Genomic DNA, 24,680 nt, shown 5'->3' on the forward strand with positions numbered 1-24,680 from the left:
GAAAGGCGCTGAGATGCGGGGCTGCATGGGCGAGACGCTGCCGTCGCTGTCGGTCCATCACCTGGCCGTGGTCGTGCGCGATCTGGAGCGGGCGGAGGCGTTCTATGCGGGCGTCCTCGGGCTGCCGGTGGTGCGGCGCTGGACGGACGAGGCCGGAGCTCCGCGGTCGGTGTGGCTCGGGCTCGGGGGCGACGCCTTCCTGGCCGTGGAGCGGGCGGCGGCCGCCGGGCCGACGCGCTCGGACGAGGCGCCGGGCTGGCACTGCGTCGCGCTGGGGATCGCCCCGTCCGAGCGCGAGGCGTGGCGCCGCCGGCTGGCCGCGGCGGGCGTGGCCGTCGAGCGGGAGAGCGCCTACACGATGTACGCCCGCGATCCCGAGGGGAACCTGGTGGCGCTCAGCCATTACCCGGAGCCTCGGGGGCCGCGGCTGGACGCGGGCTGATCGCGTGCCGGCGGCGTGCCTGTGCGGAATACGGGGCCGACGCGCAGGGAGGAGACGCGGTGCGGGGTCGGCCGGGGAGCCGAGCGGGGCGCCGAGGGGTCCACGGGCTCGCGCGGCGTGGCGCCGGCGGCGCGGCGCGGGGGTGCGGGCGGCGCGCCGCGAAGGCAGTGCGCGTCGAGCGTGGGGATGAGAAGATGGAAGGTCGGCGGCGAGCCAGCCTGCTGGAAGCTGCTCGAGGGCAAGCGCGTCGAAGGGGAACGAACGAGCCGGAGGTTTCTAGATGCCGCGTTCAACGTCCGATTCCGTGTCGCCTGATGGTCCTGTGTCGCTCGTGCTCCCCTTCGGGGCGATGGGGCTCGTGGGCGGCTGGCTCACCGCAGACAGCTTCCATCTCCCGGACCGCTCGGTCCATTACCTGCTCGCGGGCGTGACGCCGGTCGTCGCGGGGCTCCTGGGCCATTACATGACGAGCCGGATCGGGGGCGTGGGGAGCGCCGGCGCGGCGGCGCCGGGCGCGGTCGCGGGATGGGCGGACCGGCCGGGGGGGGCGAGCGGACCGGGGCGGTGGACGCGGCGGGGGCCGATCGCGGCGAGCCTGCTCTCGCTGTGGGCCATCGTGGTGGCCGGCGTCGTCAACGGCATGACCGTCGGGCTCGTGCTGGGGCCGGTGGGGATGCTCGTCGGCGCGCCGTTCGGGGCCGTGTTCTCGCTGCCGTTCGTTCCGGCGCTCGCGGTGGTGCTGCTCGCGGCGAACCGCGTCGGGAGGGCGCGCGCAGGCTCGGTCGTGGCGCAGGCGGATCGGCGCGCCGTGTGGTCGGCGACGGCGGCGGTGATCGCGGCGGCGGCGCTGACCGCGCCGGCGCTGTTCGGGAGGCCGGCGGTGCCCGAGGTGGGGCTCGCGGTGGCGGCGGTCGGGCTCGCGGTGGTGGGAGCGCTGTTCGTGGTCGACGCCTTGGCCCTGGCGAAGGTGCTGACGCTGCCGCTGCCGAGCAGGTTGATCGGGGCGGAGGAGGCGAGAGAGGGCGGGGCGGGGATCATGGGGACGGGGGAGAGCGTCGACCTCGGCTTCGGGGACGAGGTGCGGGTCGAGGTGGTGCAGCCGACCCACGCCTACCGCGGGGCGCCGCAGATCGCCCGGGTGGTGCGGGGGAACCGGGAGCGCGCGGTGGGGGCGCTGCGGGCAGGGCTGGCGCGGGGTGGGATCGCGCTGGCGATCGGGGCGGCGCTCTGGGGAGGGCCGTGGACGACGTGAGCCAGGGGCGGGGAGGGCGGGGCGGGGAGGCGGGGCGGGGAGGGGAGGGGAGGAAGGCGGAGGAGCGGCGGAACGGACGGAGAGGAAGCGGAAGGGCGGACTGAACGGAGAGGCGGCCAGGGATCGGGCTTGATGCACGCGGCGAGGTGTGCCAGGGTCCCGCCCCCGTAGCGGCTGATGCCCCTGCCCCCGTAGCTCAGTGGATAGAGCAGCGGTTTCCTAAACCGAAGGTCGCAAGTTCAATTCTTGCCGGGGGTGCGAATGATTTCGCGGGGTTAGGTGGCCTCGTCCGAGCCGCCACCCTGGTCCTGGACAGCCTCCCGGCCGAAGAACTCCTCGACCAGGCGATGAAGCTTCCCGAGAGCGAACGGCGCGTCCTTGCCCTGCGGCTCCTGGAAAGCGTGGGTGACGAGTCGTCGGAAGAGGTCGACCGCGCGTGGGTCGAGGAGGCCCGGAGGCGCCTCGACGACATCCGGGCGGGGCGCTCCCAGCCCGTCCCCTGGGAGGAGGCACGGCGCCGCATCTTCGCGCGGCCGAGATAACGCGCCGTCCCATTGTCCTCGCGAACGAAGCAGAGAGCGAGGCGCAAGGCGTTTCTCTGGTACGAGGCGCGGGATCGGCGCGTCGCCGATCGCTTCGAGGCTCCGGTGCTCGCAGCGCTCGTGCCCGCGCTGCCCGCTGCGTCAGCGGGCCATCGGCGGCGGGCGAGGCGCTGTCAGGCCGCGCCGCGCTGTCAGGGCGACAGGTTTCGGCAGGCTCCGGGTTGAATTTCAATTCAGCCGGAAGGCTCTCGACAGGCTCCAGGTTGAATTTCAATTCAGCCGGAAGGCTCTCGACAGGCTCCGGCTTGAATTTCAATTCAAGCCGCCGGTAGCGCGCGACCTCACCATCTGAGCCAGTGCACTGTCAGCCAGCTCCACGGCGAGATCAACATCCCTTGAGAACCGCGGTTCCGCCCGTGCGGAAACAAGGCCTCCCACGAGCGCGAGTCGCCTGTTGAGCCTCTCCAAGTCCGCGACCACGCGGCCGAGGGCGTCTTGAAGTGTGTTCACGGGGCGCGTCGCGGCCAGGGAACGGGCCGCCCCTCTGAATCGCCAAACTCGGCGCCGGGACGCTCCCGCAGCCAGTCAGCAAGGCGCTCGTCGATGTCCTCCTCGCCGGCCCCGGGCAGCCGGCGCCGGAGATTCTGCCGCATCAGTGCCACGCCTGCGTCGTGCAGCTCGAAGGCCAGGCGTAGGTTCTCTGCCCATCGCGTCGGGTCTGCGGCAGCCACTTGCCAAGCCTACCGCGTCCCTGGGGCGCAGGCGAGCGGGTCACGTACGCTGTGCAGCTGTGCTGCATGCTCCACCCCCATGGGCCGTGGAGTAGAGGCTGCGGAAGGCTGAAAGGAAGAGCTCACGGACAACGTGTACCGGTCCCAGGGCGAGAGCTCGGGCCGTCACGGGGCCGCAGAGCGGGCGAGGGACGCGCTGCCCGGAAAGCATGCTTTCCGGGAGGTGCTTGCGCTCTGCCGGGACCGCATCGTCTCCGGTTAGACGGCGAGACGCGCGATCGGCGACGCGCGCCTCTCGGCGCGGCGGGTGGTGCTCGTCCCCCTCGCGGTGTGCTTGTACTGCGCCGTGCGCTTGCGCGGCCGCGTCCGGTTGCCGCCGTGTGCCTCGGATCCGTGAGCGCAGCTCAGGTCGTGGGCGCCGAACTCGCCGGTGTGCCGAGGGTGCACCGGACGTGTACGCGCGACGGGCTGCCTTCGAGCAGCCAGATCGCGGATAGCTGGCTCGACAGTGAAGGGAGGAGCCTGGTGGACTGCCCACGGGCGCTCGGGCTGCCCGCGTGGTCCTCCCCCGGTTCCGCGGACAGTCTCACTATGCCGCGCGCGCGGTCACGTAGGTCTTCAATTCGAACTCGATCGGGCTCATGTAGGCGAGCCGTGAGTGCCGTCGTTTCAGGTTGTAGAAGTTGTCGATGTAGTCTCTGACCGAGGCGACGGCGGCCGCTCGCGTCGTGTAGCGCTCGTACTCGACCAGCTCCGCCTTCAGCATCGCGAAGAAGCTCTCGGCCACGGCGTTGTCCCAGCAGTCGCCAGCGCGCCTCATGCTCGGGATGAGCCCGTGGGCCCCGAGCACGAGCCGGTGGTCGTCGCTGGCGTAGGGGCTGCCGCGATCCGAGTGGTGCACCAGCCCAGGCGCCGGCCACCGCGTTCCCAAGGCGAACGCGAGCGCGGTGAGCGCCAAGGCGCGATCGTTGAACGCGCTCGCGGCCCAGCCGACCACGCGGCGCGAGAACAGGTCCAGGATCACGGCCAAGTACAGCCAGCCCTCGCCGGTGGGAATGTACGTCACGTCCGTCACCCGGACTTGGTTGGGAGCTCGAGCTTCGAATTGCCGCTCGATCACATTCGGGGCGATCGGGCCGTTGTGCCGCGAGTCGGTGGTGCGGCGGAAGCGCCGCTTCCTCCGAGCCGCGAGCCTCTGAGCGCGCATCAGCCGCTCGACCCGTTTCTTGCCGACACGCATACCGCGAGCACGCAGCTCCGCGTGGATGCGCGGACTGCCGTAGCGGCCACGGCTCTTGTGGTGCACGGCCCTGATCTGCACGCTCAGTTGAGCATCGGACTTGGCCCGCGCGGACTCCGAGCGCTTGGCCCACGCGTAGTAGCCGCTGCGCGAGACCAGCAGCACCGCGCACAGCACCAGCACCGGGTAGTGCGCCTTCTCCGCGTCGATGAACTCGAACCTCACTCGTTTTCCTTCGCGAAGAAGCCCGCCGCTTTTTTTAAGATCTCGCGCTCCATCTCCAGCCGCTTCACGTCGCGGCGCAGCCGCTGCAGTTCCTCACGCTCCGGCGTCGTCAGCGCCCCCGGCGGGCCGTGGCCCGCGTCGGTGTCCGCGCGCTTGATCCAGTCGCGCAGCGCCGTCTCGGTCAGGTCGAGGTCCTTCGCCACCTGGCCGATGCTCCGGTCGCTCGCCTTCGCCAGCCGTACCGCCTCCGCCTTGAACTCGGGCGTGAACGCCCTCCTCTTTCTCCGTCCCATCCCTGCCTCCTGGTGCCGTCGGGGGTGTCGACGGAAGCGGGGGAGGACCAGTGTACATGCCCAGGGGCGACGCGTGCTCCGTTCCGTCGTGCTTGACCAGTCGAAAGCGCTTGTTTACGGTAGCTGTGAGCGATAGCGCCGCGGCGGTTTCCAGAAAACTACACACTAAGAGAGCTAGACCGTGACGATTTCCACCCTGCTGAACGACACCATTTGCACGGAAGCGGAGAAGAACGCTGAGGCGGTCGAGAAGCTGCCGGCATTCCAAGGGTTCAAGCTTTCGAATGTGAAAAGCCGAGTGGCGATGCTGCTCGGGCACATTGGTCGTGAACAGATATTTGAGCAATTCACGCGTCACGATATCACGCACATCAACAAGATGCTTGGGATGCTTGACTGGCTCATTCCCGAAAGAACGCAAAAGGCAATGACGCCCTGCGACTGGCTCATGTTGACGCTGTCGATCTATTTCCATGACAGCGGAATGCTTGTGACGCGTGACGAGTTCGCGAGGCGAGCCAACTCTGGTTTTCCGGCGTACGTCAGCGACGTTCTGCTGGTGGGTGACGCAGGAAAAGACCTCGAGACGAAGTTGGCCTCGCTGTCGCAGGAGCAACGGGAGCGCTTCTACTACCAAGAGTACGTTCGCCATCACCATGCAAAACGGATCCGCGCTTGGTCGACCGGTAGGAACGTGTCAGATCTCGGGGACGCGAGGCTGGTAGTTGAAGAAATAAACAAAATGCTGGGTGCTCTCCCAGAGACCTTTCGCAAGGATCTTGGCTTGGTGTGTGAAAGTCACCACCTCAACGATTTGGAGGATCTGTCGAAATACCAAGTGTCGCAGCCCTACGGTGACCTTCCCGAGGAGTCCTGCAATTTGCAGTACATCGCTGTTATGCTGCGGACAGCCGATCTGCTCCACATGACGCAGGATCGTACGCCAAGTGTCGAATTTCGCCTGATCGCGCCGACGGATCCGATTAGCCAGCAGGAGTGGGCGAAGCAGATGGCCGTCCGAACCGTACGATCGCGCCTCGGGCGCGACCGTGACGGCGTGGTCGACAAGGACTTACCGCGAGACACAATCGAGGTTTATGCTCATTTTAAGGAACCGTCTGGGTTCTTCGGACTAACGTCGTTTCTCTCGTACGCCAAGCGTGAGCTTCAGCAGAGCCATGCGTGGGTCACATACGCACGGAAAGAAGGGGCGGCTAACTATGAATTTCCGTGGAGAGACATTGACGACTCTCACGTCGAGGCAGAAGGTTTTCTGCGCCAGCAGTTTGAGTTTACTCTTGATCAGGGAAAAATTCTCGATCTTTTGACTGGCCACACAATCTACAACGACGCAACGGTAGTGCTGAGAGAGCTCACGCAAAACGCCATCGACGCCGTTCGCGTTCAGCGCATCGACGCTCAAGAAGCGGGCGATCGGTCCTACAAGGGTGCGATTGCTGTGACATGGAGCTCGGAGCGGCGGGTGCTCGAGGTGCAGGACAACGGTACAGGAATGTCGCAAGCAGTAATCGAGCGGCACTTGCTTCGAGCTGGATCGTCGAAGTACCAGGAAGCTGATTTTCGAAAGCGTTACCCAAAATTCAGTCCGATTAGTCGTTTTGGTATCGGAGTCCTGTCGTGCTTTATGCTGGCGGACAGCGTCGAGATCATTACCGCTGCCCCTGGCGACCCACAGGCGCGGCTTCTATCGCTTCGCTCGGTTCACGGAAGATACCTTATTAGGACGCTTGATAAGAAAGTGGATCCGGAGGCGAAGCGGGTCGGCGCGCATGGGACTGTTGTGCGACTCCATGTGCGGCCTAGTGCGGACGTGGGTGACGTTGCAGAAATTATGAGGCGCTGGATCGTTGTTCCAGAATGCGAAGTTACGCTGAGTGTCGATGGATTGCCTGCGCATAGGGTGGGGTTCGATTCGGTCAAAGCCGCGCTCTCAGATGAACTCAGGAGATTTGGACACGTTGAGGGTCCTGAGTTGAGAGTTGATGAGGTTAGCGAAAACGGTGTTACGATCGCGTGTGCGGTTGAGTGGTCGGATACGTTCAAGGAGTGGTCTTTGGTTGAGATACCGCGAGGTGGATCGGACTCTCCGGACACGTTGGTCGGAACGTGCGTGGAAGGGGTAAGAGTCGAATTTACGACCCCCGGCTACGGTCAGTCTGCATTTTACGCGCTCTGTAACGTGAGCGGTCCAGGAGCGCCAAAGACTAACGTTGCGCGCTCGGCCTTCGAGGTGACTGGTGAACTGTACGCCGCGTTGCGCGTTGTGTATCGGGCTTACTGCAAGCAGGTTGCAGACGAAGCTTCTCAACTCGAGCGGCGTGGGTTCTCGAAGACTTGGGCCGCGGAGGAGGCGCGCTGGCTCTTGGCCCCTCTTTGGACAGGCGCGCGGCCTATCAACTCTACTCTTCTGGACGAGGCGATAGCGCAAGTGCCGCTTGTGGTTCGCGAATCAAAGGGGCAGAGAGCTCGGGTTTCGATTGCGGACATTCGCTCGGAAGAGTACTGGTGGACAACGGACAGTGCGCTGTTTACAAGCGCCGAGTCTTTGATTCGTGAGGTGCCTGGCGACGTGTCTCTTGCCGGAATCATGTCAGGCATTGGGTCGCAAGTCGACGTTTTGCCGGCGGGGACGCTCGTGTGCAACATGCACGGGCTGACGTGGTCTTACCCTGGGGAACTGCTGCGAAGTCGGAGCGAAGTAGATAAAATCGTGGTTGATACTACGCGGCGCCGGATTGACCTGCGTTGGCGTCCTAGCAGGGGGCCTGCTCTATGGATGGATGTGCCCGAGGAAGCAAATCAGGTCATACGGCAAATTGCGGAGCGGCATCGTGCGCGGCGGTCTTATGATTACCTGGTTGGGAGCCAGTCGATAGAAATGGTCGGATTGGAGGGTATAGTCGCGGTACGTGCGTTCGGGCTCTTGTTGATCGTGCCCGGTAGCAAGCTTGCAGAGTATCTTCTAGGATGGCTTCGGCGCGCTCGTGCTGGTCTTACTCGACGGGCGATGCGTGCATTGGCTGTTGCTTTTGAATGCTGCGATGATGCTCTGAGCAGTGGCCGAGTTGTGTTGGATGCCGACGAAATGCGGTGGATGGCTCAGCGCGAGGGTGTTTCGGATGAAATTGACACCGATGAGCTGCGTGATGCGATCGGTGACAGTGGTTCGCGGGTGTTTGATGTCTCTGCGTGGCGTCGTCGGGAGGTTGCTCTCCATTACGAGGATTTTCGTTAAGGACCAATCTCCGCGCAGTGAAAGGCAACACGATAGATTGGTGCCGCAAACGCGCTCTTCCCGCTGTTGGCGAGAGCTCGGGGTCGCCCCAGGGCGAGCTCGCGGAGCTCGCCCTGGGGTGAGCGTGCCGGGAGCGCACGCACATCGTGATCGAACGCGTCAAGCTGAAATTGCAGTCCGATGAACAGTTCTGTCAGCAGCTCGCGGACAGCGTCCCGCTCGGTTGCGGAAGGGTCGAGCTCACGGAGCTCGGCGCCTTAATCGAATTTGCACCGTAACGTGTACGCGTTCGGTAGAGCCCATCCTGACGCCGAGCAGGCCCGGGACATAGGCTTGCCGTGCGATGCGAGAGCGACGGCAGGGCGCCGGCACCAGCGGCGAGACCGGACTGAGCAGACCGGAGGCGAAGGCCAAAGGGCCGAGCCTACTCGTTTACTCGAGAGCCGTAGTCAATCGAGACGAGTCTTCTTCAAGCATGCCGCCACCTCCCGAGAGGCTCCGGTTGAATTTGAGCGCAGCCGGAGGTCTCCCGGCACGCTTCCGGTTCACCGCACGCAGCTCGCGTGAGAGCGCCACCGCGTCGTCATCGCCGATGACCACCGCGGCGAGGTCAACATCCTCGTCAGGCCCTCAAAACCCGCCCTCCAGCCCGAGGCTCGGCACGGTGACCGGCCCGAACTCGGTCGGCTCGCACGGCCCGAACCCATCGCACATCCGCGGCATGTTCTCCTTCGACATCGTCGCGTTGAGCACGTCGAGCACCACCGCCAGCCAGCCCGACTTCCCGATCGACCAGCGCTTCTCCAGGCGGACATCGAGGCGGAAGAACGGCGGCAGCCGCTCCCACCGGGGCTCCGCGCCGGCGGCCGACCCGAGCCCCCCGGGGACGCCGCTGCCCGGCGGGAGCGTCACGCCGCCAACCCGCTGGGGAAGCCCCGAATAGAACACGAAGCGCCCGCCAGCCCTGTAGCCGCGGCCGAAATCGTAGGTCAGCGCTGCGTTCGCCACGTGGGTCCGATCGACCGAGGTCACCTGCCGGCTGCGGCCGATGCTCCGCGTGGAGCGGGACAGCGTGTACGACGCGAATCCTCCGATGCGCTTCGTGAGCCGCCGATGCGCGGACAGCTCCACGCCGGTCGCGGCGCCGAGCGCGCGGAGCGTGAAGGCCTCGTCGATCGACTGGAAGCCGGCGGCGCCGAGCGCGTCGGTCATGTTGAAGAACGCGTTGTGGAACACCGAGACCGTCGCGTCGATGTCCGCCGGCAGCGCGAACTCGAGGCCGGCGCTCGACTGGAAGCTCCGCTGGAGGCCGTCGTCGAGGCGCGGGCGAATGCCAGGGATCGGAACGACGAAGCTCGGCAGCTGGGACGCGAGGCCGTGCGCCTGCACGAACGTGACGCCGCGCCCCAGAGAGAGCCGCGCCGAGAGCCGCGGATCGACGCCGAGCGCGACCGTGCCGTCCGAATGGTAGAGATCGAGCCGGAGCCCCGGGGTGATTCGCAAGCGCGGGGTGATCGCAATGTCGGCTTCGATGTAACCACCCGTCGTGAAGTCGACGCGGCTCAACAGGAGATCGCCGACCGAGACATCATCATCGTCGTCACCGTCCGGCGCGACGTCGCCCGGGGAGTCGCCGACGTCGGTCCCGAGATCGAGCACGTTGTCGTCGACCACGGCGTCGATGCCGGCGCGGATCACGGTCTCGTCGCGCAGCCGGTGAGCGAGCGTGAGGCGCGCGCCGAGGCTCCGCGTCAGCGCTTTCTGACCGCCCTCGATCCCCGTCTCGTCGTGGCCGAGCGTCAGCGCGCCGCGCAGCGCGCTGCCCTGGCCATAGGCATGGTCGTACCGGAGATCGATCCGGTGGAATGTCGTGTCGAAGAGCGTCGTCGTCTCGCCGCCGGATTCGTCTCCGAGGTAGTCGTGCGCGCCGAACGCGAAGACGCTCACCCGGCCCTCGGGGGCGACCTGGTACGACAGCCGGGCCTGGTAATCCCAGTAGTCGAGCGCCACCTCGGGCGCGGCCAGCGAGAGGAGCAGCGCCGTGTAGGAATAGCGGCCGCCCACGAGCGCGACCCCGCGTCCGTCGGCGAAAGGACCCTCGACGAGCCCGCCCACGTCGACGAGCCGGAGCATGCCCTCACCGTGCCAGTACGGCAGCGGCGGCGTCGTCTCTCCAGCGACGATCCCGCCCGCGTACCGGCCGTGACGCGCGGGGTAGCCGCCCGGGTAAAGGTCGACGCGATCGACGATACCGGGATGGACCACGGAGGGCCCGAGCCCGAGGTGATAGAGATAGGGGACACGGACGCCATCGAGGAAATAACCGACGTTGCCCGGCGGCGACCCGCGGACGTAGAAGAACGGTAGCCCCGTGACGAGCGGGGTCACCCCGGGGAGCATCTCGATCGCGCGGAAGGGGTCGCCGAACGCGCCGGGGACGATCCTGACCTCGCCGCGGCTCAAGCTGGAGACGCCGGGCGCCTGCTGCTCGCCGTGCACGGTGACCTCGAGCGATCGCGGCGCGCCGGGCGGCGGCGCGGGCGCCCGGGCCGGGCCGCCGCCGGGCGTGGGCGGCGGCGCCGCTGCAGGCGCGGAGGCGTCGGGCGGCGCGGGCGGCGCGGCCTCGGTGAAGCGGACCTCGACGCGGATCTTCGCGGCGACCGGCGCGCCGTTCCGGGTGGCCGGCGCGAAGCGGAACGACGTCGCGGCGGCCACGGCGGCCGAGGCGAACGGCTCCTGCCCCTCCTCGGCGACCGCGGCGCGGACCGTCCCGTCCGCGTTGACGGTGAGGACGAGGCGGACCAGCGCGTCGCCGTGCGCTCCAGCAGGGTAGTCGGCGCCGAGCGGCGTGAGCGGTGTCGGCGGCACCAGCGCGTCCTTCGGCGCATCGCGCGGCGGCTCTGTCGACAGCGCATCGCGAGCCGGCCCGGGCGGCGGCGCGTCGCGCCCGGGCGGCGGCGCGTCGCGCCCGGGCGGCGGCGCCTCGGCGGACGGCGCGGCCGGCGGCGCGTCGCGCCCGGGCGGCGGCGCCTCGGCGGTCGGCTCGGCCGGCGGCTTCGCATGCGGCAGCGGCGCGTCGGGCGCGGCAGTGGCGAGGCTCGGCGCGAGCGCGCTCGCGAGCAGCGCCGCGGCCGTCGTGGATCTCCGGAGAAAGCTCATCGCCGCGCCATGGAGATGGAAAAAGGCAGCCGCCGCCATCAGCCACGATCTACGCCGAACGACGCGCTCACTTCCCCCTCGCCGGCTCGAGCATCCCCTGGCGCCCCCATGCCCTCACGAGGAGATGACGCATCACGTCCACCTCTCCCGAGACAAGGAAGCACCGAGCGCCGCGCGAGGCGGCCTGTCGCCTCGTCACCGCCTCCGCGCCCGCTCGTACGCCTTGAGCCACCGCTTCGCCGTCACATCGAGGCTCTCCCTCAGCCAGTCGTCGAGCTTGCCGAGGTCGAGCCCCGCGAACGCCTCCGCGTGCTGCCGCGCGAGGATGCTCACCTGCGCCTCCAGCACCGCGCGGAGATCGCGCTTCGACAGGTCCTCGATGTCCACCGAGGCCCGGCCCAGGCGATCCCGGAGCAGGTACACGCTCCTGCCGACCTGCACCTCCCGGTAGAACGGCACCTCGAGGCCGCGCCATATCGACGCCTTCACCCGCTCGAGCCGGTCCTCGTCCTCGTGCAGGAAGTTGTTCCAGCTCGTCGCCGCGTGCGTCGTCTCCTTGAGCTCGAGGAGGCGCAGCCGCCGCTCTCCGCCCCGCTCGCGGCCGAGGATCAGGTACCGCTCGAGCCCCCCCGAGCCGCCCGCGTCGCGGTCCCGGTGCGCGAGCGCGAGCACCTCGACCTCCGAGAGCTGCCCGGACCGCCCGAGCGCCTCGAGCAGCCGCTCGCCCGTCCCCGCCTCCGCGCGCGACAGCCTCAGCGAGGGCTCGTCGAACCGGAACGCCTCGCCCTCGGTCCACTTCGCCAGCTGGCGCGCGTCCCTGGCCGCGACGTCGGGGTACAGCGCCTCGGGGAGCTCGCGCAGGGGCTCGTTGCCCTGGAGCATGTCCTCGTAGAGCTCCATGAGCTCAGCGAGCGCCTTCCGGTCGTCGAGCAGCAGCCGGAGCACCGTGAAGTACCGCAGCGCGTCCAGCGCGGCGAGCCCGGGGCCCGCGTCGTCGAGATCGTTGAACACGTAGCGCGGGCCGACCGTGAACGTGATGAGCCCGAAATTGTCGGGGTGCGCGTCGCCGAAGCACAGACACCGGCCGCCGGGCACCCGCGCCCGCGGGACGTCGAGCAGATCCACGTGCCACGCCTGCGGGAAGCTCCGCATGAACCGCATCGGAGAGCGCAGCGCGGCCTGCCACTTCTCCTCGAACTCGGCCGGCTCGACGTGCGGATTCACCGCCCGGAAGAACGCCCGGGTGAGCTCCTTGACGGGCGGCAGATCGCTGTCTCGAATGGGGCGCATCGCGTCTCCTGCGGCCGGACGCGGGGCGCGCCCGGGGGGACGGCCCTCCGCCGCCCCGCGAGCGCGCCGCCGCCCGCGCGGCGCTCTCGTAGCACGCGCGCGGGCGGACCGTGAGGAGGAGATGGACCGGGCGCGAGGCCGCGGCTTACGGGGTCGCGACGGTGGCGGAGACGTCGCAGGTGAACGCGGCCGTCGCGTCGTACGAAGCGACCAGCACCGTGTAGACACCGCTCTCCGGGCAGACGAACTGCGTCTGCGGGCAGTAGCCGCACGCGTCATCCACCGAGGACAGCGCCTCCTCGCCGGTGCACCCCGAGGCGCCGTCGCACACCCGCATCATCGGATCGCCCCCGCAGGTGCCGGAAGGGCAGCCGCAGCCCACGGTGATCACCGTGTTCGGATCGCACGCCACGGCCTCGTAGCCGGGCGCGATCGACCAGCCGCAGTCGCGCCACTCGCCGCCCAAGGGGTTGGAGCAGGCCGAGAGCGGATCCCCGGGCACCGTCGAGCCGTCCTCCGGGATGGTCACGGGGATCTCGATCGTGTTGTTGCCGTAATCGCTCTCCGGCAGCGTGCGATCGGCGTTGATCGTGATGCGGAGGAAATAGTCCCCCGGGCTCACTCCCGTGATGTCGACCCACTGGCAGTCGAGGCCGGAGCTGTAGACGTCGCTCCAGCCGCGCTGGATGCCCTGGAAGCCGCAGTGGAAGCGCGACGTCGACGGCGCCCCCGGGATGCCCACCGGCGAGCTGTCGAGCAGACAGAACGCCTGCTTGTGGCCGGTCGCGACGACCGCGCCGGTGCCGTCGAGGAGCTCGTACCGGGCGTACCCCTCAAAATGGTAGTGGCCGTGGCACGCGGAGTACTCGAAGCCGTCGACGGCCATCGGATCGCCGAGGATCATGTCCGCCTCGCCGACGTTCGGCGTCTCGGTCGAGAAGCGCATCAGGCGGCGGTCGCCCGCCCCGCCCACGCAGCCCTCCACGATCGCGCAGCTGTCCGCCGGGAAGCTCTCGTGGCCGATGCTCAGGCTGAACTGCGCCGCGTCCGCGGAGACGGTGAGGTCGGGCAACGGGCACGCCTCGCCCTCCCCGAGCTGCGTGCAGGTGCCGACGAAGCCCGCCAGGCAGCACGTCCCGCCCGGCCCGCACTCGCTGTCGTCGGTGCACAGCGTCGACGTGGAGGGCGCCTCCTCGACCTCGATCACGATGTCGAAGGAGCCCCGGTCGAGCACCACGTCGTCCCCACCGACCCGGAAGCGCAGCGGGACCAGCGTGTTCTGGTTGGCGTACACGTTGAACCACTGGGGGTTCGGCGAGAGGAACTGCGCCTCTACCGGCTCGATGGTGTTGTCCAGGTTCAGGCGCTCGAGCCGCCAGCCCTCCTGAAGGAACGTGTAATAAGTGCCCGCCGGGACGTCCGCGCTCAGGCGAGCTCGGTTCGGGTCGTCCTCGGTGTTGAAGAAGATCGTGTCCTGCGGGCCCTGGACCATCACGATCCCGTCGCGCAGACGGTACACGTTGCCCGACGCCGCCGCGCCGATCAGGTTCAGCTCGATCTGCCCCGTGTCCTCCTCGTCCGTTCCTCCCTCTCCTGCGGAGCACCCGGCGAGAGCGATCATCCCAAAGAGCGCGAATTTCGAAAGCTTCATGTGAGCCGCGGACCTCCTCATCTCTCTACCACGAGACGCTTGATGCCCTCACCGCACCAGGTCCTTCACGCGAAGGCCGAGGTGCGCCGAATTTGTCAGGACATCACACGTTTTCGACGCTGTCCATCGACCGACGCCATCGGCGGGTACGAAGCGCGGCTCACCGGTTCTCCCTGGGCCGCCCACGAAAGCAGCTTTGCGGCGGAGACCGGCGGCCGGTGTCCACACACACCGGCGGCACGAAGCGCGTACCGGTTGTGGTGTCTACTTGACAGTCGAAGTGTCGCGAGCCAGGATGCTCGTCGTGATGACGTACAAGCTCGACGAGCTCGCGGGCGAGGCGGGCGTGGCGCCGCGCACGGTGCGGTATTACGTGCAGCGCGGCCTGCTGCCGGCCCCCGAGTTCCGCGGGAAGGACACCTCCTACGGGCGCGAGCACCTCGTCCGGCTCCGCGCCATCAAGGTCCTCCAGCAGGCGCACCTGCCGCTCGAGGAGATCCAGGCGCGCCTCGCGGGCGCCGGTCTCGACGAGATCGAGCGCATCGCCGCGGGGGCGCCGCCCCCCGCGAAGGCGGGCGCCTGCGCCGGCCCTGCGGAGGCGGCCGCGGCGTCGACCCCCGCCGCCGGAGCGCCGCGCGGCGCGCGCTGGGAGCGGGTCGAGATCGCCGACGGCGTCGAGCTCCACGTGCGGGGCGACGCGCCGGAGCGCTCGCGGCGCATCGCCCTCGATATCGAGTCTCGTTACGCAACCCTTGCCCCGAAAGGCTCGCGATGATCCCCTCCATCGATCCCTCGCTCCCGGCGGCGACGCCGAGCTCGTGTCTACGCTCCTCCGAGGGGCACCCGGTCCCGCTGCTCGGCGTCTCCCTCTCCGGGGAGGTCTTCGGCGGCGCGGCGCGGCTCGTGGTGCGGCAGCGCTACCGGAACGAGGAGCGCCGGCCGATCGAGGCGATCTACACCTTCCCGCTGCCGAGCGAGGCGAGCATCGCCGGCTTCGCCATGGAGTGCGCCGGCCGGCGGCTCGAGGGGGAGGTCAAGGAGCGGGAAGAGGCGTTCCAGGCCTACGACGAGGCCGTCGCCGCCGGCCACGGCGCGGCGCTGCTCGACGAGGAGCGGCGCAACGTGTTCACGGCCAGCGTGGGCAACCTCCTGCCCGGGGAGGAGACGGTCGTCGAGGTCGCGTTCGTGCAGCGGCTCCAGGCCGACGAGGGGGCGCTGCGGCTCATGATCCCGACCCTGGTCGCGCCCCGCTACATCCCCGGCAAGGCCGGGGGCGAGCGGACCGCGCACGGCGCCCACGCGCCCACCGACCAGGTGCCCGACGCCGACCGCATCTCCCCCGAGATCGCGCGGGTCGACTACGGCATCACCGTGGACATCGTCTTCGATCTCGGGCGCGACGTCGCGATCGAGAGCCCCTCGCACGCGCTCGCCGTGCGCCGCGAGGAAGGGGGTCGACAGCGGGTGTCGCTCCGGGGCGACAAGGCCGCGCTCGATCGGGACATCGTGCTGATCGCCGCGGGCGCGCCGGGCGTTCAGGCGGGCCTCGTCTGCGACCGGGCCGCCGGCAAGGAGGGGACCTTCGCGCTCACCGTAGTGCCGGACCTGTTCGACGCGCAGCGGTCGTCCGCCCGGCGCGACGTCGTGTTCGTTGTCGATGTGTCGGGCTCGATGCAGGGCGAGTCGATCGACCAGGCGAAGCGCGCGCTCCGCCTGTGCCTCCGCCACCTCGCCGAGGGGGACCGGTTCGGGGTGATCGCCTTCTCCAACACGTTCCGGGCCATGGAGCCGTCGCTCGCCCCGTTCACGCAGCGGACCCTCGAGGCCGCGGACGCGTTCGTCGAGGGCCTCGTCGCGTCCGGCGGCACCGAGATGCTGCAGCCGCTGCTCGCGGCCGCGGGCATGCTCGGCGACAAGGAGCGGGACCGCGTGATCGTGCTGCTGACCGACGGCCAGGTGGGCAACGAGGCCGAGATCGTCGACCGGGTCGCCGAGCAGGGCCAGGGGGTGCGGGTCTACACGTTCGGGATCGGGACGAACGTGAGCGATCTGCTCGTGAACGATCTCGCGCGCCGGACGCAGGGGGCCGCGGAGCTCATCCACCCGGGCGAGCGCATCGACGAGAAGGTGACGGCGCAGTTCGCGCGGGCGACGGCGATGCGGGTGACCGGGCTCGAGGCGCGCTTCGAGGGCGTCGACGTGGGCGAGCTCTCGCCGGCCGAGCTCCCGGCGCTTGTCGACGGCGAGCCGTGGGTGCTCTACGGCCGCTACGAGCGGCCGGGGGTGGGGCGCGTGGAGCTGCGTGGGAGCCTGCGCGGAGAGCGGTTCCACCTCGCGGTGCCGGTCGAGCTCGAGGCGGAGGTGTCGCGGCCGGGGCTCGAGGCGCTGTGGGCGGGCGCGCGCGTGCGGGAGCTCGAGGCGTCGGAGCGCGGGCTGTCGGGCAAGCGCGCGGAGGCGATGCGGAAGCGCATCGTGGACCTCGCGGTCCGGCACCGGGTCGCCTCGAAGCACGCGTCGTTCGTGGTGATCGAGCGGCGCACGGGCGACCGGCGGGCCCACGGGCAGCCCGAGGCGAGGCCGGTGCCGGTGAGCGCTCCGGCGGGGTGGGGGATGAGCCGCCGCGGCCCGGCGGCGCCGGCCGCCGCGTTCGCCGCGATGGGCGGTCCGATGATCGGCGGTCCCTCCATGAAGGCCAGTCCCTTCATGAAGGCCAGGGCCTCGGCGCCCGCGCCCATGGCCATGTCGGCACCGGCGCCCAGGGCTGCAGAGAGCAGCCCGGCGCCGGCCGCCCGCGGCCTGCTGTCGCGCGCGAAGCAGCTCTTCCAGCCGAGCGCCGCGGCCGGCCCGCCGCGCGCCGCGGCCCCGGCCAGCGCGGCGGCGCGGGGCGGACCCGCGGGCCAGCAGCACGGCTCCGGGCCGGGCGCGCCCCCCGCGCCGGCGCCGGGCGCTGCGCCCGGAGGGACCGAGCCCGAGGGCGCCGGCCTCGGGCGCATGTTCGAGGAGCAGCTCGCGTCCGGGCTCTGGGAGCGCGGGGAGCCGACCGACATCGGCCGGCTCACCAGCACGGCGCGATGCCTCGCGGCGTGCCACGAGCAGGGCGTCGACTCGGCCCACCCGATCTACGGCGCGCAGGTGGCCAAGGCGATCGAGGCGCTCTGCGCGCTGGCCGGGTCGCTCCTCCAGCGCGGCGGCGCCGACGGCGAGGTCGCCGCGGCGCTCGCGGCCGCGTACCTCGTCGCGAGCGGGCGGCGGCTGCGGGCGCGGGTCCACGACGCCGTGGCGGCCGCCGCGCCGGAGGTGGTGCGCGCGGTGCTGGGGGAGCTCGGCGACGCCGGGGCGCTCAGGAGGAGGGTCGAGGCGCTGCGCGGCGCGTGACGGGCTGGCTGCGGCCGGACGGCTGCGGCAGCCCTCGCGTCGCTCTCACGGATACGTGTCGTCCCCGCCCTTCGTGCCGGTCGCCGGGCGGGCCTCGCCAGCCGGGCGGGTCGCACCGCCCGGGCGAGCCGTGCCCGCCGGAGCCGCGCCCGCCGGGGCCGCGCCAGCCGGGGCCGCGCCAGCCGGGGCCGCGCCCGCCGGGGCCGCGCCCGCCGGGGCCGCGCCCGCCGGGGCCGCGCCAGCCGGGCGAGCCTCGCCGACCGGCCTCTCCGCGATCTGCGCGGTCCCCTCCACAACGATCTCCAGGCGCGGCTCCGCCGGCTGCGCGGGCGCGCCGCCGGCCGCGTCGGCGGGCGGCAGGTCGGCGAAGCTCGCAAGGCTCAAGCGCGCGACGGGCAGGCCAGCCTCCTTGGGCTGCGCCAGAAACAGCAGCACCGCGCGCGCCTGGGCGACCGTCACGTCCCAGCCGTTGCGCCACGCCACGCCCGGCGCCACGCCCGGCGCGCCGCCCGCGGTGTGGCCGACGACCTGGTAATCGAGGCCTTTGAGCGGCTCGTTGCCGCGGATGATCGCGGCGATGTCCCGCAGAATCTTCTCGCCCGCCGGGGAGAGCGCGTCGCGGTTCCCCTTGAACAGCACCCGGGTCGGGATCGAGATCGCCACGCGGCCGTCGCGCGGCGCGACCGTGACGTCCCCGGCCGCGACCGGGAGGAACGCCCTCAGGACGCCGCTGTCGCGCTCGGCCGCCGGGCGAGCCCCGGCCGCCTCGCCGCGCTGCACCCCCGCGCCCGGCCCGGTGCCGAGATCGATGCCCTCCGCGGAGAGCGGATCTTCGCGCGGCGCCGCCGCGGCGCCCCCGCGCACGACGTCCTGCTCCAGCTGGCGGACGCGCTGCTGGCTCGTCTGCAGCTCGCGCTGGAGGCGCTCGGACCGGTCGAGCTGGGCCTGCATCTCGAACTCGGTGTAGCCGCACCCGACGAGGAGCGCGGGCGCGAGCAGCGCGATGAGGCGGCGTCGGAGGCTCGCGGCCCGGACGGGCAGGGAAGGGGAGACCCCGGCGCTCCCCTTCACCCTCACCTCTGCGACACCCAAAGTAGGCAATTGCACTTGGCAGGCTCCTTCTTGCCGGATCATCCGGATCCATCCTCAACTCGCGCCGGTGCGCTGAGCGGCGGGAGCCTATCCGAGCGGTCCTGGTCCTACAAGGCAGCAGCCCCTCGCGAGGTGCGCGCGGCGAGGGCGGGGGGCGCGCTCCAGCCCGTCCCGCTGCGTGGCGGGACCAGCGAGACGGCCGCAGGCGCCCGGCGCGCACCGGGGCGCGCCGCTCCCCTGTTGACGTCGCGCCCGCCGGGCGCGCAGGGGTGGAGGCGATCCTGGGCGGCGTCGACCGCCCGGACGATCAGGAGCGCCTCGCCGCCCGCTCAGGTCGCGCTGGTCTGAAGCGCAGGTGAGCCCGCCTGCGACGGGGCTTCAGGACCGGCGCCGTTCGACAGTGAAACATAACGCATCTTCCTGTGGTGTTCCATCTCGGCGGAAATGAGCCGCACCAGCTCCGTCGAGAGCACGATCGCCTCGCGAGAGCCGTAGCCCTGCTTCCCCAGCTCCCGGACGAGCGACTTAGCCAGGATCCTCATGGCCGTGTTGCCGTTTCCCGAGGTCCCCGACGTCGAGGTCGAGAAGAAGAGCGCGCTCGCTTGCGCCGGAGCGTGCTGCCGCTGGTCGTTCGCGGGCTGGATGTGCAGCGGCCCCACGGCCTCCGGAGGCGCTTCGATCCCGGTGAACTGTCGATCGATTGTGTGAGTTCCGCCGCCTTCGGCCGGCGCGGACGTCGTCGTCCTCGTCGTACTGTTCGAGTCCCAAGATATCACAGGTCTGTCGCTCACGATGAGTCTCCGTCCTTTCGAGCGCTCGCCTCGTCTCCGTCCATCGTTCCCACACCTGCGGAGAGTCGAGTGGCGGTACGCCACGCTGGCTCAAGATGCGACAATAGCAGGCTGAGATGGAATGGCAGTCAGACATCTGCACTACGCGCTGGATCTCCCAGAGCTCGGCCGCCCAGGCTGCTCCGGCATGCCGGCGCGTTTCAGCGGTGTTTCGCGTTGCCACGGAGCCCTGAGCCGAACGGCGCGCGGGCTGAGACGCCTTCCGGCGCACGCGTGAGCGTCGGCGTCTATCCGGCTCATGGCGAGAAGCAAGAGTCGATAATAAGGAACGCTTATCCAAGGCTGCGTGTTAAGCGCGCGTCTGCGTCGCGGCTGTACGCAACGGCGGTCGCGCCTGGCCGTCACAGAGAAATGCCCCAGGCAGACGCATGTGTCCGAGTCGATCGATGGGCGGGACTCGATGGTCCGCCGCCGCCCACGCTGCTGCGCTCGGAGCGCGCAGGAGGACCATCGCCGTTACGCACGGAGCGTTGGATGGTGCCGTCGTTCCGGTTGATTTCGGTTTGCGCGAGTTTGCATTCTCTTCGTTGACTAGAATTCTCTCCTCGTGTATTTCATCGTTGAACGACGAGCAGTGACGGAGCGCGTCATGAACGGGACACGGTCCAGGCTGTATCGGAGCGACGTTTCGACAATGATGAGCGCGATGCAGTTCGTTCTATAGGCCGCCGACGAGGTGCGCCTAGCTGGCGGATTGTCCACGATCGGCGCCTAGCGCTCGTCACTGGGTACCGCGCGCGTTCGCGCTGGCGGGGGCTTCCGACGGCCTCACGCTGAGTAGCCCATCACGCATCGGGCGGATCGACGCACGGAGCTCTGGCGCGGGGCCGCCCGGCGCCGAGGCTCGTGTCTGCCGGAGGACATCACATGAAGACCATCACCAATGAGATCGTGATCGACGCGTCCCCTTCTGCCGTCTACAGCGCCTGCGTAGATATCGAGCGGTGGCCGCGGATCTTCCCCACGGTCCTATCGACCAGCCGCGAAGAGGTCGGTGAGGACGAGATCGTCATGACGATGAGCGTGGCGAACGATTTCGGGACCAACACGGTGCGATCGCGCAGGCGCTACACCCCGAGCCGCGAGCGTATCGACTTCGAGATGCTGACCCTGCCGCCCCAGATCGGTTCGATGACCGGGACCTGGGTCGTCGAGCCCAGCGGCCACGGGAGCCGCCTCCTGATCACCCACACGTTCGACGTCCCGCCGCAGCTCGAGGGCGACGCGCGCGAAGAGGCGCTGAGTCGGGTGGGCGCCACGATCTTCGGTACTACCGAGCACGTGCTATCTTGTCTTGCAGCGTCGCTCGAGCGGCGTTGATCGGGTGTCGTTTCCGATGGGGGGGTAGGCCATGAGTGTTCAGACGGCGAGAGGTGGTGCCGAGGAGCGCGGGCGGGCCGGTGGTGCGAACGCCATACCGATGAAGACGCTGGAGATGTGTGAGTATTTCTTCCCGCGTCTGCTGTACTTCGGCCTCGACTGGGGCGATCTGGTTCGCGCGCTGAAGGGCGTGAGGAAGGCCACGCTCCACGAAGACTGGGATGACTGGCACGACCAGTTCGCGAGGCTCGCCCGCCATTACGAGGAGGCGGGCGCCGACGCGGAAGCCAGCGGAAAGCGGGCGACAGCGCGCCTCTGGTTCAAGAAGGCGTCGGCTTGCTATCACTTCGCGGAGTTCATGTATTTCGACAACCCGGTCGTGAAGATCGAGACGAGGAAGGACGTGACGCGCACCTTCGAACGGGCGCGCCCGTACATGCCCTGCTCGATCGAGCCGATGGAGATCCCGCACGCGGGGCGGTCGCTCCCGGGGTACCTCTACCGCTCAGGCGGCGGCGAGCGCCCGTGCGTGATCCTCGTCAACGGCCTCGACTCCGCGAAGGAAGTGGAGCTCCACGCGTTTGCGATGGAGTTCGTGAGCCGGGGCCTCTCCGCGTTCGTCTTCGACGGCCCAGGCCAAGGGCTCCTGGCCGGGACGGTCCCGATGGTGCTCGACTTCGAGCGCGTCATCGGCGACGTGCTCTCCGCCCTGCACCGGCAGGAGGCGGTCGACGGAGGCCGCATCGGCATCTTCGGGGTCAGCTACGGTGGCTACCTGGCGGCCCGTTCGGCGGCCTTCCACCCTCGCGATATCAAGGCGTGCATCAACCTTTCGGGCACCTACGATGTGGACAACTTCCTGAAGATGACCATCAATGTCCGCAAGGACCTCATGTTCGTCTTCGGCGTGAAGAGCGAAGATGAGATGAACCACATCGCGCAGTCCCGGGTGAATCTCCGGGACGTCCCGCGCCTCACGGCTCCTCTCTTGACGATCCACGGCAAGGAAGACGGGGTCTTCCCGTACGCATCGTGCCTGCGGCTGATGAGCTGGGCGAGGGGCGAGAAGGCGCTCATCAGCTACGACGGCGAGCGGCACGCGGCGATCAACTGCTTCGCGGACGCCGTCCCGCGCCTCTCCGACTGGATGGCCGAGAAGCTCGCCTGACGGCGAGCCGGCGGCGAACAACGACGGCTTCCAGCACGGAGAGGAGACGACGCAGAATGAACGCCACGACATCCATCGAGGGCCATCGCCTGATCGACCTCAGCGTGGCCGTGGATCCTGGTTACTGGGAGCCTGAGCCGGTCAAGCTCGAGGTGGTCGACCACCGCCGCGGAGGAGATCTGCTCGGCAAATCCCTTGTGTACGTCGAGGGCACGACCCGGCTCTCCCGCGCGCTCGCGTGGGTCAAGCACAAGGTCGGGCTCGGCGTCGACCATCGCGATTTTCCCGGGGGCAAGGGGCTCTCGCTGATGCGATATACCCTGACCACGCACACGGGGACGCACATGGATGCCCCGTACCACTATGGGGATCTGAACAACCAGGGAGCGCGCGCCAGGACGATCTGCGAGGTTCCCCTGGAGTGGTGCTTCTGCGACGGCGTCGTCCTGAAGCTGCGGGCGCACTCCGGCACGGAGGGCCCCGTCAGCAAGCAGGAGGTCGTCGCGGCGCTCGACGCGATCGGTTATCGGCTGAAGCCCCTCGACATCGTCCTGCTCGACACGGGGGGAGACACACACATCGGAGAGAGCCGGTATTTCACGCGGTTCCGCGGCGTCACCAGGGAGGCGACGGAGTGGATCGTGCAGCAAGGGGTCCGGGTCATCGGGGTCGACAGCTTCGGGTTCGACGCGCCGTTCGCGAGGATGCTGAGGTCGTACATGAAGAGCAGGGACCCGGGCGATCTCTGGCCAGCGCACCTCTACGGGCGAGAGCGAGAGTATTGCCAGCTCGAGCGCCTCACGAACCTCGACAAGATCGGTAGGCCGCATGGCTTCAAGGTAGCTTGCTTTCCAGTGAAGCTCGCGCGGGCTGACGCGGCGTGGTGCCGCGTCGTCGCGATCGCCTGAGCCCGACCGCGGGGATAGTCCTTTATCACGCCCGGTCGTGCCGGGCGAGGGGTTGGTCCATGCATTTCATGCGACATCAGATAGAGGTGAGCGCCGGCGTCGATCAAGCGTATGCGCTGTGCCTCCATGTGGAGCGATGGCCGGGGATCTTCCCGCCGTGCAAGGCGGCGAAGGTCATCGAGCAGGACGATCGCTCTCAGCTCATCGAGATCTCGGCCCTCGTGAACGGGCACGTCATGAGCTGGCGATCGAGGAGGGAGCTCGACCCCGAGGCGCGCGTCATCACGAGCGAGATGGTCCGGCCTCCACCGCTGCTCGACCGCATGGAGGTGGCGTGGAGGTTCTTCCAGACGGGGACCGGGGCGCTCGTCGTCCTCGAGCACCGCTTCTCGGTCAAGGAGGACGTGCAGGGCCTGGTGGCGGGGGTCTCGACGCCCTCGGAGGCGCGCGCCTTCATGGAGCGCTCGACCGACGAGAACAGCAAGCGAGAGCTGCTCGCGATCAAGCTGGCCCTCGAGGCGAGCGCGCACGCCGGCCGGCGCGGCGAGCTCTCTGGCGAGTTCGAGGAAGAGATGACGATCGCGGGGCCGGCCGAGCCCGTGTACGGCCTCCTCGAGCGCGTGCGCGAGTGGCCGGCGCTCCTCCCCCACTGCCGCGCGGTGGAGGTCCGGTACGACGACGGCCAGGACCAGGAGTTCGTGATGACCGTCGACGTGCGCGGCCGCGACGAGCACCTCCGCTCCATCCGGCGCTGCACCCCGACCTCGAGGATCACGTACTTCCAGCCCGAGCCGCCGCCCGTGCTGCGGCGGCACTCCGGGGAGTGGCTGGTCGAGCCGCTGCCGGGCGGCGGCGTCCGGGTCGTCTCGCGCCACGGCGTGGAGCTCCGGCCCGAGGGGGTGAAGCAGGTCTGGGGTGACATCACGGCGCGCGAGGCGCTCGAGAGGGTCACCCGCGCGATCAACGAGAACAGCCGCAGCACCATGCTGGCGATCAAGGCGCGCGTCGAGTCGCGCCAGTGAAGGAGACTGACGATGGACAAGTCGATGAACAAGGTTGCCCTCATCACGGGCGCGAGCAGGGGCATCGGGAAGGCGATCGCGCTGAGGCTCGCGAAGGACGGGTACACGACCGCGCTGCTCGCGAGGTCCGAGGATCAGCTCCAGGGCACCGCGGCCGAGGTGCGCCGCGCGGGGGGCAACGCCGTCGTCGGGCTCTGCGACGTGACGTCCCCGTCGTCGGTCGTCGCGGCGGTCCGCGAGGTGGTCGGTAAGACCGGCGGCGTGGGCGTGCTCGTGAACAACGCAGGTCGCGGCGGGGGCGGCGTGACGGCCTCGATGACCGACGAGCTGTGGCGGGAGATCCTCGAGACGAACCTGAGCAGCGTGTTTCACGTCACCAAGGCGATCCTGAACCACAACACGGAGGGAGCCCTGCGGACGATCATCAACATGGCATCGACTGGAGGCAAGCAGGGCGTCGTGCACGCCGCGGCGTACAGCGCGTCGAAGCACGGGATCATCGGGTTCACCAAGTCGCTCGCCCTCGAGCTCGCGCCGAAGGGGATCACCGTGAACGCCGTTTGCCCCGGTTTCGTCGAGACCGAGCTTGCTGAGAAGGCGAGGGCGGTGTACGCTCAGATTTGGGGCGTCTCCACCGCAGACGCCAAGCGGCGTATCGAGCAGCGTATACCCATCGGGCGGTATATCGTGCCCGATGAGGTCGCCGAGATGGTCGCCTACCTGGCCTCCGCGCCGGCGCGCGGGATCACCGGGCAGGCGCTCAACGTCTGCGGGGGGCTCGGCAACTACTGAGCGCAAGAGCCAGAGTCACCCGGCCTCCGTCGGCGGCGCGTGGAGGCGGACCGGGCGTCGAGGCGACGCTG

At 69.3% G+C, this 24,680-nt stretch carries 18 protein-coding genes and 1 tRNA gene; 12 read left to right on the forward strand and 7 right to left on the reverse strand.

Features of this window, described 5'->3' with window-relative positions; translation table 11 throughout:
* The first annotated feature begins 25 nt into the window (after positions 1-25).
* From WMF26_RS12485 to WMF26_RS12500, 4 genes are all read left to right on the forward strand, one after another.
* Complete coding sequence (locus WMF26_RS12485; protein ID WP_438000496.1) at positions 26-442, forward strand: VOC family protein; 417 nt, start codon at positions 26-28, stop codon at positions 440-442.
* 322 nt (positions 443-764) lie between these two features.
* Complete coding sequence (locus WMF26_RS12490; RefSeq protein ID WP_438000497.1) at positions 765-1,694, forward strand: hypothetical protein; 930 nt, start codon at positions 765-767, stop codon at positions 1,692-1,694.
* A gap of 185 nt (positions 1,695-1,879) precedes the next feature.
* Positions 1,880-1,952 (forward strand) — tRNA-Arg (locus WMF26_RS12495).
* Positions 1,953-2,041: 89 nt separating this feature from the next.
* On the forward strand, positions 2,042-2,236 hold the full coding sequence (locus WMF26_RS12500; RefSeq protein WP_438000498.1) for an addiction module protein: 195 nt from the start codon (positions 2,042-2,044) through the stop codon (positions 2,234-2,236).
* A 506-nt stretch (positions 2,237-2,742) separates the two neighbouring features.
* Here WMF26_RS12500 and WMF26_RS12505 read toward each other — a convergent pair.
* Together WMF26_RS12505 and WMF26_RS12510 are read right to left on the reverse strand one after the other, a co-directional pair.
* Positions 2,743-2,967 (reverse strand): hypothetical protein, encoded by a 225-nt coding sequence (locus WMF26_RS12505; RefSeq protein WP_438000499.1) that lies wholly within the window; start codon positions 2,965-2,967, stop codon positions 2,743-2,745.
* A 589-nt stretch (positions 2,968-3,556) separates the two neighbouring features.
* A protein-coding gene (locus tag WMF26_RS12510) for an IS3 family transposase (protein WP_438000500.1) occupies positions 3,557-4,725 on the reverse strand; the annotation gives its coding sequence in 2 pieces (ribosomal slippage) (positions 3,557-4,473 and positions 4,473-4,725; 1,170 coding nt in all).
* Positions 4,726-4,906: 181 nt separating this feature from the next.
* On the opposite strand from WMF26_RS12510, the gene WMF26_RS12515 reads away from it, so the two are divergent.
* On the forward strand, positions 4,907-7,981 hold the full coding sequence (locus WMF26_RS12515) for an HD domain-containing protein (protein ID WP_438000501.1): 3,075 nt from the start codon (positions 4,907-4,909) through the stop codon (positions 7,979-7,981).
* Positions 7,982-8,611: 630 nt separating this feature from the next.
* Here the strand turns inward: WMF26_RS12515 and WMF26_RS12520 are convergent.
* The 3 genes from WMF26_RS12520 to WMF26_RS12530 form a co-directional block, all read right to left on the reverse strand.
* Positions 8,612-11,140, reverse strand: coding sequence for a TonB-dependent receptor domain-containing protein (locus tag WMF26_RS12520; protein ID WP_438000502.1), 2,529 nt, complete (start codon positions 11,138-11,140; stop codon positions 8,612-8,614).
* 195 nt (positions 11,141-11,335) lie between these two features.
* Positions 11,336-12,430 (reverse strand): DUF2252 family protein, encoded by a 1,095-nt coding sequence (locus WMF26_RS12525; protein ID WP_438000503.1) that lies wholly within the window; start codon positions 12,428-12,430, stop codon positions 11,336-11,338.
* 145 nt (positions 12,431-12,575) lie between these two features.
* Positions 12,576-14,081 (reverse strand): lysyl oxidase family protein, encoded by a 1,506-nt coding sequence (locus WMF26_RS12530; protein ID WP_438000504.1) that lies wholly within the window; start codon positions 14,079-14,081, stop codon positions 12,576-12,578.
* 295 nt (positions 14,082-14,376) lie between these two features.
* Between WMF26_RS12530 and WMF26_RS12535 the strand changes: the two genes are divergently transcribed.
* Both WMF26_RS12535 and WMF26_RS12540 read left to right on the forward strand, forming a co-directional pair.
* Positions 14,377-14,856: a helix-turn-helix domain-containing protein gene (locus tag WMF26_RS12535; RefSeq protein WP_438002400.1), complete on the forward strand. Its 480-nt coding sequence runs from the start codon at positions 14,377-14,379 to the stop codon at positions 14,854-14,856.
* Entirely contained in the window at positions 14,853-17,456 is a 2,604-nt protein-coding gene (locus tag WMF26_RS12540; protein ID WP_438000505.1) for a VIT domain-containing protein, read from the forward strand. Before WMF26_RS12535 ends, WMF26_RS12540 begins: the two co-directional genes overlap by 4 nt.
* Before the next feature lie 45 nt (positions 17,457-17,501).
* Here the strand turns inward: WMF26_RS12540 and WMF26_RS12545 are convergent, their stop codons facing one another.
* On the reverse strand, positions 17,502-18,563 hold the full coding sequence (locus tag WMF26_RS12545; protein ID WP_438000506.1) for an OmpA/MotB family protein: 1,062 nt from the start codon (positions 18,561-18,563) through the stop codon (positions 17,502-17,504).
* A 314-nt stretch (positions 18,564-18,877) separates the two neighbouring features.
* Positions 18,878-19,339, reverse strand: coding sequence for a hypothetical protein (locus WMF26_RS12550; RefSeq protein ID WP_438000507.1), 462 nt, complete (start codon positions 19,337-19,339; stop codon positions 18,878-18,880).
* Between the two features lie 927 nt (positions 19,340-20,266).
* Here WMF26_RS12550 and WMF26_RS12555 point away from each other — a divergent pair.
* From WMF26_RS12555 to WMF26_RS12575, 5 genes are all read left to right on the forward strand, one after another.
* Complete coding sequence (locus tag WMF26_RS12555; RefSeq protein ID WP_438000508.1) at positions 20,267-20,719, forward strand: aromatase/cyclase; 453 nt, start codon at positions 20,267-20,269, stop codon at positions 20,717-20,719.
* 100 nt (positions 20,720-20,819) lie between these two features.
* The gene (locus tag WMF26_RS12560; protein WP_438000509.1) at positions 20,820-21,887 is read left to right on the forward strand and encodes an alpha/beta hydrolase family protein; all 1,068 of its coding nucleotides are present in this window, start codon (positions 20,820-20,822) and stop codon (positions 21,885-21,887) included.
* Positions 21,888-21,943: 56 nt separating this feature from the next.
* Positions 21,944-22,795, forward strand: coding sequence for a cyclase family protein (locus WMF26_RS12565; protein ID WP_438000510.1), 852 nt, complete (start codon positions 21,944-21,946; stop codon positions 22,793-22,795).
* Between the two features lie 68 nt (positions 22,796-22,863).
* On the forward strand, positions 22,864-23,817 hold the full coding sequence (locus WMF26_RS12570; protein WP_438000511.1) for an aromatase/cyclase: 954 nt from the start codon (positions 22,864-22,866) through the stop codon (positions 23,815-23,817).
* 12 nt (positions 23,818-23,829) lie between these two features.
* Positions 23,830-24,609 carry an SDR family NAD(P)-dependent oxidoreductase gene (locus WMF26_RS12575; RefSeq protein WP_438000512.1) on the forward strand — a complete coding sequence of 260 codons (780 nt, stop codon included), beginning with the start codon at positions 23,830-23,832 and terminating at the stop codon, positions 24,607-24,609.
* Positions 24,610-24,680: the final 71 nt, after the last annotated feature.

The organism is Sorangium sp. So ce185 (assembly GCF_051526825.1).
Taxonomy (GTDB): domain Bacteria; phylum Myxococcota_A; class Polyangia; order Polyangiales; family Polyangiaceae; genus Sorangium; species Sorangium cellulosum_D.